The sequence below is a fragment of the Ochrobactrum sp. AN78 genome (assembly GCF_029909885.1).
Lineage (GTDB): Bacteria > Pseudomonadota > Alphaproteobacteria > Rhizobiales > Rhizobiaceae > Brucella > Brucella quorumnocens.
In genome coordinates this window covers 79,199-95,076 of the sequence record NZ_JASAMU010000014.1, presented here as the reverse complement: position 1 = coordinate 95,076, position 15,878 = coordinate 79,199, and the positions used below count along the sequence as shown (strand labels likewise).

Sequence of the window (15,878 nt, the reverse complement as noted above, 5' to 3'; positions counted from 1 at the left end):
TTTGCTGTTACTTCCAGCTCAAGCGCTATCTTATTCATCAAGCAAAACCAATCACGTTCCCTGCATCGTTTTCCAGCTTCATGTCTTGTGCCAGATTTTGTCGCATATTGCAGGGTATATACGATTCGCAGAATGCGTTAATTGCCCGGCAGCACAAGCTTGCCGACCTCAAAACAGCATCAACTAAGCTGTTTTGCACTGTTTTGGCTGGGGATCATATGTTTCTCACAAATTGATGGAACATTCCCAAGCAGGGTAAATTGAACTAGTGTTCTATAGGACATGTGTTGTCACGTTGATTTGAAGCGCGGGGATTTGTGGTTTCCGTCAACCGGACATTATTCGTTTTAGTATGAGAGGGTTACCCGCATGAAGGAATGGCTCAGCGGTCTTGTTGGAGAAAGCGCGGCAAATATTGTCGGCTTCATCCTTATTTTTGCGATCATTTTAGGCGGAATTTTTGTTGTTCTGAGTATTATTCGTCGCTTCAGCGGTGGAACTTTTGCCACGAACGGTCGAACTGGACGCCAGCCAAGACTTTCAGTTATGGATGCAGCAGCAGTCGATAGCCGCCGCAAGCTGGTTCTGATCCGCCGTGACGACGTTGAACATCTGTTGCTGATCGGCGGCCCTACTGACGTTGTCGTTGAACAGAATATTGTCATGGAATCACGCGCGAATTCGCGTTCACAAAGCGTTCGTATCGAAGCAGAACATATCGAGCGTTTCCGGCAGCATGAGGCGAGCATTACGTCCGAGGTGACAGACCGCCCGGCTCTCACGCAACACACGACGCAGTCGGTGGAAAAAGGTGAAGCCATTCAGCTGAATTCCCCGATTGAAACACCGGTTCAGCGCAAACCTGAACCAGTACGGGAAACGCCAGCTCAGCAGGTGAGCCCTGAAACGCCGCAGTTTCGCGCTCCTCCACGCCCACCTGTCACGCCAGTTGCCCCTCAGGCACCAAAAACGGTTGAGGCACCTGCCTTTCAGGCGCGTACTCAGCCGCCACGCCCAGCTCCCAACTATCCGCCGCAGCCGCGCACTGTGCTTCCTGCTGAACGTCCGGCGGAACAGCCCCAGTCACCACGCCTGCATCCTGCCTACCCTCTCAGCCAGGTTTCTCGCGGAGTTCTGAGTTCAACCTCAGGCCTGGGTGCCAGTGCCGCTGCAGCAGCTGCAGCAACAGTTGCAGTATCCGATCTTGGTAGTGTTACGCCAGAACGTGAAGTGACGACGAGTGCAAAAGCACCTGCACCTGAAATCGGTGACATCTTGCAAAGCCCAGCGGTAACGACGTCATCGGCACCAGATTTCACGCCACCTGCCCTCAAGGCAGAGCAAGTTTCAGCTCCGTCAAATCCAGAGCCAGAAACTATAGATGATGATCTTGGTGATCTTGGTGGTGCTTTCCACGATGCCATCATGGCCAATCTTGAAACAGAAAGCCCGGCAGGCTCTACCAATAACGAACCTGAAATGCTGGAAGTTGATATTTTTGAAGAAGAGCTTCTGGGCTCACTCGATATCTCTCCAAATGGCGGGAAGCCGGATGACAGTATCGAGGATGAAATGGAAAAGCTTCTCGGTGAGCTTACCAAGAACGAGACCCGCAACTTTTAGGTAATTCTCATTGCGTGAAAGCGACGGTTACAGCGATTCCAGTTAATACCGGTTCCCACTTTTGCTGGAAGTGCTTTTAAATCAAGGGTATCAGTCAAACAGGCTGATACCCTTCTTTTCGCCTGATCAAAACATAAAGAAAAAAGGCTGCGGGAGCCGCAGCCTTTAAAGAATTTTCTAATCGACTTACCGCATAATTCCTTAAACCTTTAACAGTTTAAGGTAAAATTACGCAGCAAATTTAATCTGTTAGAGCTTCATTTGTGCGTCCAAATGGACGCATGGCGCTCTAATTAAGATCAATCGTCGCGATAGACCTTTTCGCGGCGCTCATGGCGCTCTTGTGCTTCAATAGAAAGCGTTGCGATTGGTCGTGCATCAAGTCGTTTCAAACTGATTGGATCGCCGGTTTCTTCACAGAAACCATAGGTTCCTTCGTCAATACGGCTTAAAGCTGCATCGATTTTGGAAATCAGTTTGCGCTGCCTGTCACGAGCGCGAAGTTCAATTGCCCGGTCCGTTTCGGAGGATGCCCTATCCGCCAGGTCCGGGTGATTTGCATTTTCCTGCTGCAGCGCTTCGAGCGTTTCGCGCGCTTCGCGCAGAATATCATTCCTCCATGCAACAAGTTTTGCACGAAAGTAAGACTTCTGCCGTTCATTCATGAACGGCTCGTCTTCAGTGGGCCTATAGTCAAGGTCGATCAATTCACTCATTCTGAATCACCCCACATCTAGGAGACGCGAGCGGTTATATAAGTCCATAGCAACAAGGACACAACATCAAACACACGCGTCTCGCTACTTTTTAATTCATCAAAATTGTATGATTTTGATGAAAAAATAAGCAATTTAATTTCAAAATGTAATTTATTCGGTTTTGTTTTTATAAAAGACTTCAAACTATTAGGTAGTCACCTGCTTAAGAAACATAATTACAAATGAAGAACAATCGATCCTGCTGATTATGCCCAATTATGCATCAAAACTATCTGTGAATATTCACACGCCACACCAGAAAGTTGCCCGAAACTGCATGTAGTCGGAGCAAACTTGCAGAAAATGTGGCATGAATTGAGCTGCAAGCGCATCAAAATGCAGTCAGGAGCCCTCAATGAGTCGCCTTTTTCTCCTCCGTCATGCCAAAGCAATATGGGCAAAGCCTGCAATGAAAGACTTTGACAGGCCGCTGGATGAAGAAGGTATTTCCTCATTAAACGAGTTGGCCGAAGCCATGAAGGCGTCAAAGCTATTCCCTGAAAAGGTTTTACTTTCGGCTTCCTGCCGCACGCGCGAAACTGCGTTTGGTTTGATTGAACGGCTCGGAATAGATGCAGAAATGATCATCGATGAGACGATCTATAGCGGCGGAGCTGGTGAATATATGCAGGCAATAAAGAAAAATGCAGATTCAGACCATTTGATTCTGGTTGGGCACAATCCAAGTATGGAAGATCTTGCATTGGCGCTTTGCGGCGATGGTGAACCCTCAAGTCTTTCAAGGCTTGAAGCTGGCTTCCCAACCGCAGCCCTCGCTACAATTACCTTTGATGGACCATTGTCGGATATTGCGCGCGGAAAGGGCTTTCTGGAAAGTTTTCCTCTGCCCTGTTGAGGACTATCGATTGAATCCGATGCTTCCTTGTTGATATGCCTCACGAGTTCCTATGTATGGCAGTGACAAGATGTAATTTTCACGAGGGAACAATTGGCAAAACTGACCAGTTTCGGCGATGAAGCAAGGATCGCACTCGACACGCTGACAGATCGGGCAACGGGTTTGATGTCTCCTTCGCTGAGGCTGGGTGTCACTGGTCTTTCCCGCGCTGGTAAGACGGTTTTCATAACCGCACTGGTGCACAATATGGTGCATGGCGGCCGCCTGCCCTTGTTTGAGGCATATAAGTCAGGCCGCATTTCACGTTCCATGCTCGAACCGCAGCCGGACGATGCAGTTCCGCGTTTTCAGTATGAAGAACACCTTTCAGCTTTGCTCGACGAACGTATCTGGCCGGATTCGACGCGTGCTATCTCGCAACTTCGTCTTACGATTGAATATGAAACCGCATCCGCATGGGGCCGCTGGTTTTCGCCGGGGCGACTGTCGGTTGATATTGTCGATTATCCCGGTGAGTGGTTGCTCGACCTTCCCTTGCTGGGAAAGACCTATAGCGAGTTCAGCGCGGATTCATTTGCTCTGGCCAATGAGCCAACGCATATCGATCTCGCACAGATGTGGTTGCACGACGCGCAAACCGTTTCGCCGTCCGACAATGCAGATGAATTGACCGCTCAGCGACTGGCCAGAAGCTTCACGGCTTATCTGCGTGCTGGCAAAGCTGATGAGCGCGCTCTGTCTACACTGCCGCCGGGACGTTTTCTGATGCCCGGTGATCTTGAAGGTTCGCCAGCCCTTACTTTTGCGCCCTTACCCGAGCTGAAGCCGGAAGATTTCAAAGCAGGCAGTTTGGCTGCAATGATGGAACGTCGTTACGAGGCCTACAAAACGCATGTGATCAAGCCATTCTTTCGCGAACATATTGCCCAGCTCGATCGCCAGATTATTCTCATTGACGCCATGCAGGCCATGAATGCAGGCGGGGCTGTGGTGGCCGATCTTGAGCGCGCACTGACTGATATTCTATCTTGCTTCCGTCCCGGACGTGCCAATCTGCTAACCGGCCTTATCCAGCGCCGTATTGGCCGTATTCTGGTTGCAGCCACCAAGGCTGATCACCTTCACCACGAGAGCCATGACAGGTTGCAGGCGATTGTTCGCCGTCTTGTCGAGCGGGCAATAGAACGCGCTGATTTCTCAGGTGCCGATATTGACGTGTTGGCGATGGCTGCTGTGCGTGCCACGCGTGAGGCGACGGTAAAGGAAGGCAAGGACACACTGCCTGTCATTATCGGAACACCGCTCAAAGGCGAACGAATTGATGCGGACGTATTAGATGGTGAAACAGAAACTGCTATATTTCCTGGTGATTTACCAAAGAATCCTAATGTAATATTCGAACCGTCAGTTTCGAGCGACGAACCAGCTATTCGCTTCGTGCGTTTTCGGCCTCCACGGCTTGAACGAACTGCCGAAGGTCTAACGCTTTCATTGCCACATATCAGGCTTGATCGCGCACTCCAGTTTCTCATCGGGGATCGTCTGGCATGAGCGAGCAGCCTCCACGCAAACCCGCAGCCTTTACCGTCAAAAAGCCAACTGAGACGGTTTCAATTTCCGAAGCGATGCAAGAAGCACCGCGTCGTCCGCGTGCCGTCACGGATCTGGACAAAGTCGTTCCAGAGATCGATGTCTTTGCCTTGAGCGATGAAGAAGCCGCTGAACTGGAAGTTTTGGACCCGTCATTTGAAGCGCCGCCTCGGCGACGCTGGTCTTTGAGCAAGATCTTGTTGGGTGCTCTGGGTATATTGGTTTCATTTGCCATTGGCATTTGGACCGAAGACCTTATTCAGGCGCTTTTCATGCGCGCTGACTGGCTTGGCTGGACGGCGCTAGGCGTCGCAATGATCGCGCTTGCTTCTTTCGTTGCAATTATCGTGCGTGAATTATTGGCTTTAAGGCGGCTGGCATCAGTGCAACATCTGCGCAAGGATGCCGCCGATGCGGCGGAGCGTGATGATATGGCCGCAGCCCGTAAAGCTGTTGACGCGCTGCGCACAATTGCGGCAGGCGTGCCTGAAACTGCGCGTGGACGACAGATGCTTGACGGTCTGACTGATGAAATCATTGATGGCCGCAATCTCATCCGCCTTGCTGAGACAGAAATATTGCGCCCTCTAGACCGAGAAGCACGCGCACTAATCCTCAATGCATCAAAACGCGTTTCAATCGTCACCGCGATCAGTCCACGCGCGCTCGTCGATATTGGCTATGTGATTTTTGAATCCGCCCGACTGATCCGGCGGCTGTCACAGCTTTACGGTGGGCGTCCGGGCACCTTGGGGTTTCTCAAACTTGCACGTCGGGTCGTGGCGCATCTGGCCGTGACTGGGACCCTCGCGATGGGTGATAGCGTCATTCAGCAGCTCATCGGCCACGGATTGGCATCGCGCCTTTCTGCGAAACTCGGTGAAGGTGTCGTCAATGGATTGATGACTGCCCGTATCGGTATCGCAGCGATGGATGTCGTGCGGCCCTTTCCGTTCAATTCGGAAAAACGCCCCGGTGTTGGGGACTTTATCGGCGACATTGCGCGCATAACCGGCGACAAAGGCGTGAAGCCGAAAAATAAGGATTAATGCTCTTCCCGAAAAAGATGAAGCTGTATTCGGACCAGGCGCACTTTTACGCAATTCAATGTCACACATTCCCGGAAATCTCGTTGACTTTAACAGTCGTGACAACGAAGCATTAACCATTCGCAACGAATATAAGATAGATGTATCGGGTGCTCGAATCTGTGATCCTTGCGCCGTAGAAATGCACTGATGCCCGATTGTGGGACATTCGGTTGCGGAGTGTTTACAGATAAATTATTGGAATGGTGCCTTAGGGTCGAGATTCCGGGACAGAGCTGAATATGAAAAACTACATCGCTGCATGCCTCACGCTACTGCCCGCATCGTTTTTTGCTGCGCCAGCTCTGGCCGCAGATAAGGATGAACAGTTTTTCCAGACGATTGAGGGCCAATGGTCCGGTCCGGGTGAAATTGTCGCCGGAAAATACAAGGGCACCAAGTTTGTATGCTCGCTGGCAGGCACAACGCCTAACGACGCAGTCGGTATGACGTTGGATGGCTCCTGCCGGGTGGGTGTTTTCTCTCAGCCGATGAAGGCGACGGTCACGCGCGTTGGCACCAGCTATTCCGGGAAGTTTAATGACGGCGCAGAAGGCAAGGGCCTGAATGTAACGTCAGGTTCCGTGACGGGAAACAAAGTGGTTCTTGGCTTAAACCGCAAGGAACTGAATGGTGCAATGCTCGCGCGCGTTGCCGATAAAAACACCATGAACGTCACGGTTTCGGTTCGCGTTGACAAGGAATTGGTTCCAGTGATCGGGATGAGCCTCAAGCGCATCGATAACATCGCTGTTGGCAGTATTGCCAAAAACTAATCAGTCCCGATTATATATTTATTCAATCCACCAGCCCGCATCAGTGCGGGCTTTTTCTATTTCAGAGCTGGCGCACGCAATTTCCCACTCAGAAACTCTTTTGCCTGCAATCTTAAGTGCTGGTGCAATATCGTTGAGTGGTACGAGGACGAATGCGCGTTCCTGAATACGCGGATGCGGTAACTCAAGTGCCGGTTCATTCATGATGACCGCCTCACCTGACTTTTCCATAGCAAGAATATCAATGTCGATAATGCGTGGTCCCCAACGCTCTAACCGCACCCGTTTAAGCGAACGTTCAACGTCGAGACATGTCTCAATAAGCTTTAATGGTTCAAGTGCGGTTTCGATCTCTGCGCAGGCATTGTGAAACCAGGCTTGATCGGTCTTACCCCATGGCGGCGTGCGATAGACATTTGAAACAGCGACGACCTTCGTGTCTGCACGAGCTTCAAGCAGTTTCAACGCCTTGGCCATGGAAGCGACTGGATCATCGATATTACCGCCTAGTCCAATCCAAGCGCGATAGGGCCAAGCGTGATAGATGACGGCATTACTCATCAGTGCGGATAAACCACTGTTACTTCCACATGGTCCAGAACGCCCGGAACCGGGGCATTCGGCTTGCGAACAGTGATTTCAGCGCGCTTGATCTGCGGAAAACGCGCGACCAGTGCCTTACCGACATCAAGTGCAAGCGTTTCGATGAGATAACGCTGACGACCGGTGATGATGTCTTGAATGACAGTAAAAGCGATCCCGTAATGGACTGTGCCTTCAATATCGTCATTGTCCAGCGAGGCGCCAGGATCGACGTCCAGTATCGCATCGACATAGAAACGCTGGCCGAGTTTATGTTCCTCGTCAAAGACGCCGTGGTGCGCGAAGAACGCGCAATTCATGATACGGATGGTGTACACGGCCATGTTTCCTATTTTGAATTTGCTTTGCTTTGCAGGATAGCATCGGCAACTGCAAGTGCGTCCCTATTAAAAGCGACATTGTGAACACGGAAGATGTCGGCTCCCGCCAAACGCATTGCAACTGATGTTGCAGCAGTTCCAACGTCGCGCATCATGGGATCGGCCTGTTCAGTAATTGCACCGATGAAGCGCTTGCGCGAGGTGCCGACAAGCAAAGGATAGCCGAACCGTTGCAACTCCTCCATGCGTGCCATCAGCGCAATGTCTTCGTCCTTGTCTTTGCCGAAACCAAAACCCGGATCAAGAACGATACGGGAGGCTTCAATGCCTGCCCTGCCCGCGATCTCGAGCGATACATCTAAAAATGCAAATTGATCGGCAATTACGTCAGGATCGGTGTTTCTATCGCGACTGGTGTGCATGATGACCAGTCCCGCGCCTGTCTCTTTCGCAATTTCTGCAATTTCAGGTTCACGTTGCAGCCCCCACACGTCATTGACGATATGCGCGCCCGCTTCCACTGCACGTCGTGCGGTTGAGGCGCGATAAGTATCAATTGAAACGATGCAGCCTAAACGCTGGGCAATCGCTTGAATAACCGGCACAACGCGCGCTGCCTCAGTTTCAGCATCAACTGCAGCGCTGCCCGGCCGTGTCGATTCACCACCAACATCGATAATCGTTGCCCCATCTGCGAGCATTGTTTCGGCAACCGCTAAGGCTTTATCGAGATCGTTATGGCGACCGCCATCGGAAAAGGAATCCGGTGTAACGTTGAGAATACCCATAACGACAGATTTTGCACCCAATTGGAGGTTACGACCATGGGCAAGTTGCCATTGTTTCATCATTGACGGATATTCCAATTGTCTTTTTTAGAACTTAGAGCGGTTCGAGTTAAAATTGAATCGTTGGAACCGCTCAAACTGTTTATTTTTAAGCATTTCCATTCCATACGCAAAACCGGTTCCCGATTTTGCTGGAAATGCTTTAATGCAGTCAAACAGGCACTATGTCATTTTGTGAGGGGCGTTATAGTTCTCTTGACGATTGCATGCCATGTTGCTCATCAATGAATTTACGAGTTTCTTTCTGGTTTTATGAAGAGGTGCCGGAACATGTCTTTGAAAAAACGGGTTCTGGCTCTGGGGTTAACGCTTGCTGTTGTTGCCCCGCATGCTGAAGCCGCATCCATTTTCCGAACGTTCAGCTATTACAATGTCAACGGAAAGACTGCCGAGGATCTCGACAAGGCATTGTCACGCAGCGGCCCGTTTCTCAAGAAAACTGGTCAGCATCATCCAGGTGCAGCTGAAATCCGCTTCGACGCCAAGGTGCGTTATGGTCGGGCTTCCGGTGATCGCGCGTGCAAAGTTCAGGGCGTTTATGTGAATGTCCATGCAAAGGTCATGTTGCCACGCTGGAAGCAACGCCGAAAAGCCTCTCCTGAGCTCGCGCTGATCTGGGATACGTTGTATCAGGATATCCGACGCCACGAAGAAAGCCATATCGTGATTGCCCGTAGTCACGCCAGTGATATGGAACGTCAGATACGCTCATTGCGTAGTCGTACAGATTGCGCAACCTTGCGTGCGGACATTGATAAGGTGACGGAACGCCTGATGGCAGCGCATGATAAGGCGCAAGAACGGTTCGACCGCGTCGAAACGATCAATTTTGAACGTCGCTTTGAACGCCTGCTGACCTATAAACTCGAAAAAATGGTCCAGTAGAATCTGAAGCTTATCTGGCTTGCTGAAATTCGCGCCTGATGGCTTGGGTCATCAGGGCGGCCTCGTGAAAACCGGAAAGTATGAGTTTCAGCTTTCCCGGATAATGACAAACGTCTCCAATAGCGTAAATTTTCCGTTGCGATGTGCGAAACGTCTCGGAACTGACGACGATTGCGTTTCCAAACCGCTCAACAGAATCCATAGCGCCAGTCGCAGCCAATGGATCGGGGCGCACGATCTGACCAGCAGATGTCAAAGCGCCGAGCCCTGAAGCGATTACCAGGGCTTTGGCATTGAAGGTGATGCCAGTGGCGGTCGTAAGCTGAACGCCCTGCTCACCAGCGGTGATGTCTGAGATCAGCTGACTAAATTCAAAGTCAGGATGATAGGGCTCGATCTGCTTAAGCAGACGATCAACCAACTCGTCACTCATAATTTCAGGGAAAGCCGGAATATCAAAGATGGGCTTGTCAGCATAAAGTGCTGTGCACTGGCCACCCGCCCGGCTCATGGAATCAAACAGCCGACATTTGAAACCGAACAACCCGAGCTGGAAGACAGAGAAAAGGGCGACAGGTCCGGCGCCGATGATTGCGATGTCAGACTGACGTTCGGCTACCATCGACGCTCCTTACATGTCACCACTCTACTTTAAAATATTAATTCTGACGTTCCGGAACTTGAACGACGAGGCCGTCAATCTTATCCGTCACGCGGATCTGGCAAGAAAGGCGCGAGTTAGGCTGCGGTTCATAAGCGAAATCCAGCATGTCCTCTTCCATCGCATCCGGACCGCCGACGATCTCAGTCCAGTCTTCATCGACATAGACATGGCAAGTCGCGCAGGCGCACGCGCCGCCGCATTCAGCATCAATGCCAGGAATGCCGTTGCGAATTGCAGCTTCCATTACGCTCGATCCGTTGTCAGCTTCAACTTCGGTGCGCGAAGCGCCATCAGCGGATACGAATACAATTTTTGTCATTTTAAGTTCCTGCACACGCCTTCCCGGCGCGATTGATATCTTGAAGAGGCAAATACGGCCTTATGCGCGCAGTTTCAACCACCGGAGCATATTCGGCAGATAACTGCGCCAATATGCCATTGTTTCCCAGCAAGTTTTGATCTGCAAATATAAGTATTTGCTGATGTACCCTTGTGGTGCGGGCTCAATAAGCATTAGTGTGGCTCGTGGAACAGTGCGTTTGAACGCTGTGCAGATTTCTCGCCTTATGAATCAAACCATCGGTAGAATAATAGTAACAGCTCTCCTTTAGCGCGTATTTTTGTTAACGATTTAGCGGAGATGAGTTAAGGTGCTTTATCGCATCGGTTTGATTTCCACAGAATGATCGTTAATGTCAAAACACCGGAAATCCGGCATTTTTTGCAAGTCTTCCCTTTTTTGTTAACCTTGTATTTAAAGTTTTAGACATCAGGCGCGGGTGCCTATTTCCTTAACAAGCCCGAGCCGATACGATGAAAAATGGCGGAATAAGTTTTGTAACGGCTCTATAATGATCCGGCCGTCGCAGTAATGAGTACGAGGTAGGCAAGGCTATGGCTTCTAAATCCAAGGCGCAAAAGCTCGACCATGAGGTCGAACAGGCACTTGAACAGGCACTCGATATCGATTTCGGTGACGATTTCGACATTGATATGGACCTGAGTGCGATTGGCGAAGAATTTTCAGTCGATGACCTGGAAGAGCAGATTTCGCGTGCGGCCGAAGAATTGGTTGCAGAGCAGAACACGAAAGTGGTCGATGCTGCGAAAGTCTCTCCCGTAGACATTACGACAGAAGGAACGGCAAAGGCCGAAACGATTGCTACCGTTTCCGTCATTGCAAGCCCTGCTGCACCGCCCGTGCCTCCAGTTGTCAATGCTGCATTCCCATCCGCCTCGCCTGAAGCTGCTAACGTTGCGCCGAAGCCAGCCAACAAAGCCAAGCCAGCAGTTCAGGAAGCCGCGCCAAAGCCTGTAACGCCATCTCCAGCGGTCGTAGCCGCCACGCCTGCGGCTGCCCTCACGCCTGCCAATGATGATTCCCGCAACGGCAGAGCTGTTGCCGCCGCACCGCGCCGTGTAACGGAACGTTCTTCCAAGCTCTATTGGACAACGACGGCCATGAGCGTGCTCTGGGCCGCAGGTGGCGTTGCGATTAGCAAGGCAATCAGCCCTGATGTCTTCTCCAGCTTTCAGGCAACCAAAGATTTCTTCACATCCCCCGCCGGTATTGGCGTAACTGCTGGCACAGTATTGCCTATCGTTATGTTCTGGGGATTTGCACATCTCGTCCGCCGTGCGCAGGAGATGCATGTCGCAGCGCGCAGCATGTCGGAAGCAGCTCTTAAGCTTCTGCAGCCAGAAGCCGCTGCTGGTGATCGTGTATCCACACTGAGCCAGGCTGTTCGCCGTGAAGTTGCTGCGATGAACGAAGGGATCGAGCGCACACTCGCACGCGCTGTTGAACTTGAGACGCTTGTTCAGTCCGAGGTTAATCAGCTTGAACGTGCATACAGCGACAACGAAGTCCGTATCCGTTCGCTCGTCAGCGATCTTGGCAATGAGCGCGAAGCCGTAGTCAGCCATGCTGAGCGCGTTCGTTCTTCGATCACAGGTGCTCATGAGCAGCTGAAAGAAGAATTGTCGAGTGCAGCCAATATCATACGCGACAATGTTGTCTCGGCCTCTGAGCAGCTTAGCTCGCTTCTCGGTGATTCTGGTGAACGTCTCATCGGCAGCATCAATGAAAGCGGTGGCGCAATTGCTGAGGCGATTGAAAAGCGTACCGGTGATATTGCGACACGCATCACCACTTCAGGTGAAGCTTTTGCAAACGAACTCGACACCCGTATCGCAACGCTCGATCAGCAGTCACGTGACATTTCGGAACGTGTAAGCTCTGCTCTCGATGAGCGTACCGCTGGCATTGCTACCCTGCTCGGCGGTGCTACCCAGTCGATGGTCAGCGAATTCGATGCACGTCTGATGCAGCTCGACACGACGCTCAATGAGCGTGGCCGTTCGCTGCTGACCGAGTTCGAAACACGCGCTCATGCGCTCGACAGCAGCACCGAAAAGCTGAATGCAGCTCTCGAAACCCGTTCGCGCCAGATCAATGAAAACCTCATTGCTCGCACCCGTGAGATTGCAGAAACCTTCTCCGGTGGCCGTACTGCCTTCAGCACCATGATCGATGAAACGAAGACGAAGATCAGCGATGATCTGACTTCGATCAGCGAAAGCGTGGGCAATATTCTCAATGAGAAGGCTTCGTCCTTCGCAGGCAAGCTCGCTGAAAGCCGCGATATTCTGGCTTCTTCGCTTGAAGGTGAAACAGAGCGCGTTTCCGCGGTCATCCGTGGTCATGCCGATACGCTCTCTGCACGCACAACCGACATCGAAAACGCAATCAACAACAGCTCTTCGGCTCTCAATTCTGCCGCCGAACAGCATGCAGCAATCCTTGCTGACAGAACCAGCATTCTGCAGGAAGAGATGGCTAACAACGCCTCGCGCCTTGATGCCACCTTTGCTGATCACGCCCGCTCGCTGGACGAACGCGCTGCTTCCTTGCACAGCGTCATTGCTGGAAATCAGGCAATGCTTGCTCAGCTGATGGATGAACGTACGACCGCACTGCGCGATAACTTCAACGAAAATCGCGAAGTTCTGGCGCGTACATTCGATGAGCGCGTGAACACTTTGACCGCGCTTATCGCTGATAATCAGCAGGAACTGGCACGCGTCTTCGACGAACGTTCGCAGGCAATCAGCGACACGATCGGCGCAAGCCGTGATGCATTCGAAGCGACATTCACTGATCACGTTCAACGTGTCGAGGAACGTACAAGCGGCCTCCGTTCAGTTCTGAACGATCATAACAACGCCCTAGCCCACATTCTTGATGGACATGAGCAGACTATTGAAGGTCGTACAGCTGCAATCCGTGAAACACTGACTGACAGCACCGCTTCGCTCAGCCAAACACTTCAGGATCACGGCGATATTCTTTCGCAGCGTACTGCAAACCTGCACAATGCGATTGAAAACAGCAGTGATGTAATCACCCGCGCATTCGAAGGCCAGACTGGCATTATCGAAGAACGCACCCAGACAATGGAAAAGGCGCTCACCATCGGCGTCGATAATGTTCGACGCGCACTTGAACAGAGTGCAGGTGTCGTTGCTGGCTCGCTGCGTGAGAAAATCACGGAAGCTGCAAGCATTCTGTCCGCAGAAGCGGCCAAGGCCGGTGAATCGCTCGACGGTTTTGGTCAGAGCTTCAGCGCCGATCTCACCACCAACCTCGCAGCTACTGAGGAACGCCTTGGTGAGCGTGCAAATGCAATTGCATCGCGTCTGGCACAGATTGAAAGCAGCATTGCTGACACAGCAAGCAAGACGAGCGAAACCCTCGCAGGTCATAGCGAAGCATTTGCTGCAAGCGTCGCCGACAATCTGGCCGGAACAGAAGCCCGCCTGAACGAACGTGCAAGCGCAATTGCTGGTGGACTTGAAGCAATCGAAAGCCGCCTCACCGGCGAACTGTCGGCAATCGAAGCCCGCATTGCCTACACTGCGACCAAGACTGGCGAAACACTGGCTGGTCATAGCGAGGCATTCTCGGCAAGCGTTGTTGATAATCTCGCTGGTACGGAAGCGCGTCTTGCAGAACGTGCGAGCGCGATTGCTGGTGGCCTTGAAGCTATCGAAAACCGCCTCACCGGTGAATTGTCGGCAATTGAAGCTCGTATCGCTGATACTGCGACCAAAACCAGTGAAACGCTGGCCGGTCACAGCGAAGCCTTCTCGTCGAGCGTTACTGAGAACCTGTCCGGCACAGAAGCACGTCTTGCTGAACGTGCAGATGCCATTGCAACCCGCCTTGGTGACATTGGTTCGCGTATCACGATGGAACTTGGTTCCGTTGAAGCACGCATCGCTCAGGTAACAGACACCACGGCTGTAACGCTTGAAGAGCGCACGCGTGAACTCAATGCAGTTCTTGCGGCCCGCTCGCAGGAAATCACGCAGATCCTCAACGATACTGCTGAGCCTCTCGTGCAGCGTCTGGCAGATAGTGGTCGCGGACTGGCAGAACAGCTGGAAGAAGCAACTCACGCAGCCACTGATCGTCTGCGTGCTGAAAATGCTGCGCTCGTTAACGCATTGGCCAACCGTACGGCAGAAACCATTGCAGCTGTTCAGCAGGCGAAGACCGGCCTTTCGGAAAATGTCAGCGAATTGATCGACCGTCTCGCCGCTTCAAATGGCGAACTTGGCAAGCTTATCGATGCTGCCGCTCGCAACCTGACGAATATCGATGGTCGCCTTGTCGAAACAACAAGCAGCTTCGTCGAAAACGCCAACCGTGCAGCGCAGATGTTCCAGGCTTCGACTGGCCTCATCGACAACAATATCGGCACGCTGCGTGCACTGTCCGACGGCACGCTGTCGCAGATCGCAGACATTGCTGAGCGCTTTGAAGAGCACGGTAAGGTTCTCTCCACTGCTTCGGACATGATCAACTCGGCACAGAATGGCCTCGCAGGCACACTTGAAGATCGTCATCTGGCGCTCGACAAGCTTGCCTCCGGCCTGGTTGAAAAGTCAGAAGGCATCGAGAAGTTGATGCAGTCGTTTGAAACCGTGGTTGCTTCGGCATTCCAGCGCGCTGAAGGCCAGACACGTTCTTCGGCTGAGAAGATGCGCGAGAGCGTTGCTGAAATCGTTGAACAGGCATCGCAAAGATTCTCTGCTGCGACTGACGACATTCGTCGCACTGCAACGGAAATCCGCAGCGAACTCGACACGACCCGTGGAGAACTCAAGCGCGGCGTTCTTGATATGCCAGCTGAAGCCAAAGAAACGACGAGCGCAATGCGCAAGGCCGTTGGTGAGCAGATCAATGCTCTTAAGGAGCTTGCTGAGATCGTCAACAAGTCGGGTCGTCTGGTCGACGTCGGTGAAAGTCGTGCAGATCGTCCAGTTTCGCGTCCGGTCCAGACGCAGCGTGCAGCGCCTACCCCGGTTCAGGCGCCGGCTGCGGCTCCGCGCCCCCAAACTCCGGCACAGGCCGAAGTTGCTGTTCGTGCCCGCCCGGCTGAAGCTCCAAAAGCTACTCAGCCTACTCAATCGGCTGAAAAGCCACGCGGTTGGGTTTCAGATCTTCTGGCACGCGCATCACGCGAAGACGAAGTTGCGGCACCTTCACAGGCACAGCCGACCCAAGCTCCACGTTCGCCAAGCCACGTGGTTGAATCGCTCAACTCGCTCTCGGTGGATATTGCTCGCGCAATCGACCATGAAGCATCGGTTGAACTTTGGGATCGCTATCGCCGCGGTGAACGCAATGTCTTCACGCGTCGCCTCTACACGCTGAAGGGTCAGCAGACCTTTGATGATATCAAGCGTAAGTACCAGACCGATGGTGAATTCCGCCGTGCAGTGGACCGTTACATGGATGACTTCCAGCGCCTGCTCGAAGACGTCGCCCGCAACGATCGCGACAACATGGTGACCCA

At 52.3% G+C, this 15,878-nt stretch carries 12 protein-coding genes and 1 pseudogene; 7 read left to right on the top strand and 6 right to left on the bottom strand.

Annotated elements, in window-relative coordinates; all coding sequences use genetic code 11:
• The first annotated feature begins 369 nt into the window (after window positions 1–369).
• On the top strand, window positions 370–1,623 hold the full coding sequence (locus QBD00_RS20570) for a flagellar biosynthetic protein FliO (protein ID WP_318580417.1): 1,254 nt from the start codon (window positions 370–372) through the stop codon (window positions 1,621–1,623).
• Between the two features lie 299 nt (window positions 1,624–1,922).
• On the opposite strand, the gene dksA is transcribed toward QBD00_RS20570, so the two are convergent.
• The gene (dksA, locus tag QBD00_RS20565) at window positions 1,923–2,339 is read right to left on the bottom strand and encodes an RNA polymerase-binding protein DksA (protein WP_024898699.1); all 417 of its coding nucleotides are present in this window, start codon (window positions 2,337–2,339) and stop codon (window positions 1,923–1,925) included.
• Between the two features lie 397 nt (window positions 2,340–2,736).
• Between dksA and QBD00_RS20560 the strand changes: the two genes are divergently transcribed.
• The 4 genes from QBD00_RS20560 (at window position 2,737) to QBD00_RS20545 (ending at window position 6,694) form a co-directional block, all read left to right on the top strand.
• A complete protein-coding gene (locus tag QBD00_RS20560) occupies window positions 2,737–3,237 on the top strand; it encodes a histidine phosphatase family protein (RefSeq protein ID WP_318580416.1) in 501 nt (166 codons plus the stop codon).
• A 93-nt stretch (window positions 3,238–3,330) separates the two neighbouring features.
• Complete coding sequence (locus QBD00_RS20555; RefSeq protein WP_318580415.1) at window positions 3,331–4,791, top strand: YcjX family protein; 1,461 nt, start codon at window positions 3,331–3,333, stop codon at window positions 4,789–4,791.
• Window positions 4,788–5,879 (top strand): TIGR01620 family protein, encoded by a 1,092-nt coding sequence (locus QBD00_RS20550; RefSeq protein WP_318580414.1) that lies wholly within the window; start codon window positions 4,788–4,790, stop codon window positions 5,877–5,879. The genes QBD00_RS20555 and QBD00_RS20550 overlap by 4 nt, the downstream gene beginning before the upstream one ends.
• 281 nt (window positions 5,880–6,160) lie before the next feature.
• Window positions 6,161–6,694, top strand: a complete 534-nt coding sequence (locus QBD00_RS20545) for a hypothetical protein (protein ID WP_095446650.1) — start codon at window positions 6,161–6,163, stop codon at window positions 6,692–6,694.
• Between the two features lie 18 nt (window positions 6,695–6,712).
• On the opposite strand, the gene folK is transcribed toward QBD00_RS20545, so the two are convergent.
• The 3 genes from folK to folP are packed head-to-tail and all read right to left on the bottom strand — an operon-like array spanning window position 6,713 to window position 8,468.
• Window positions 6,713–7,255 carry a 2-amino-4-hydroxy-6-hydroxymethyldihydropteridine diphosphokinase gene (gene folK, locus QBD00_RS20540; RefSeq protein ID WP_151094872.1) on the bottom strand — a complete coding sequence of 181 codons (543 nt, stop codon included), beginning with the start codon at window positions 7,253–7,255 and terminating at the stop codon, window positions 6,713–6,715.
• Window positions 7,255–7,614 (bottom strand): dihydroneopterin aldolase, encoded by a 360-nt coding sequence (gene folB, locus QBD00_RS20535; RefSeq protein WP_318580428.1) that lies wholly within the window; start codon window positions 7,612–7,614, stop codon window positions 7,255–7,257. The genes folK and folB overlap by 1 nt, the downstream gene beginning before the upstream one ends.
• Before the next feature lie 11 nt (window positions 7,615–7,625).
• The gene (gene folP / locus QBD00_RS20530; protein ID WP_318580413.1) at window positions 7,626–8,468 is read right to left on the bottom strand and encodes a dihydropteroate synthase; all 843 of its coding nucleotides are present in this window, start codon (window positions 8,466–8,468) and stop codon (window positions 7,626–7,628) included.
• A gap of 267 nt (window positions 8,469–8,735) precedes the next feature.
• Here folP and QBD00_RS20525 point away from each other — a divergent pair, with 267 nt between their 5' ends.
• Entirely contained in the window at window positions 8,736–9,350 is a 615-nt protein-coding gene (locus QBD00_RS20525) for a DUF922 domain-containing Zn-dependent protease (protein WP_318580412.1), read from the top strand.
• Window positions 9,351–9,360: 10 nt separating this feature from the next.
• On the opposite strand, the gene QBD00_RS20520 is transcribed toward QBD00_RS20525, so the two are convergent.
• Window positions 9,361–9,972: an NAD(P)/FAD-dependent oxidoreductase gene (locus QBD00_RS20520; protein WP_318580411.1), complete on the bottom strand. Its 612-nt coding sequence runs from the start codon at window positions 9,970–9,972 to the stop codon at window positions 9,361–9,363.
• A gap of 37 nt (window positions 9,973–10,009) precedes the next feature.
• Window positions 10,010–10,333, bottom strand: coding sequence for a 2Fe-2S iron-sulfur cluster-binding protein (locus QBD00_RS20515; RefSeq protein WP_318580410.1), 324 nt, complete (start codon window positions 10,331–10,333; stop codon window positions 10,010–10,012).
• Window positions 10,334–10,908: 575 nt separating this feature from the next.
• On the opposite strand from QBD00_RS20515, the pseudogene QBD00_RS20510 reads away from it, so the two are divergent.
• Window positions 10,909–15,852, top strand: a pseudogene (locus QBD00_RS20510) (hypothetical protein); the annotation flags it as partial.
• Window positions 15,853–15,878: the final 26 nt, after the last annotated feature.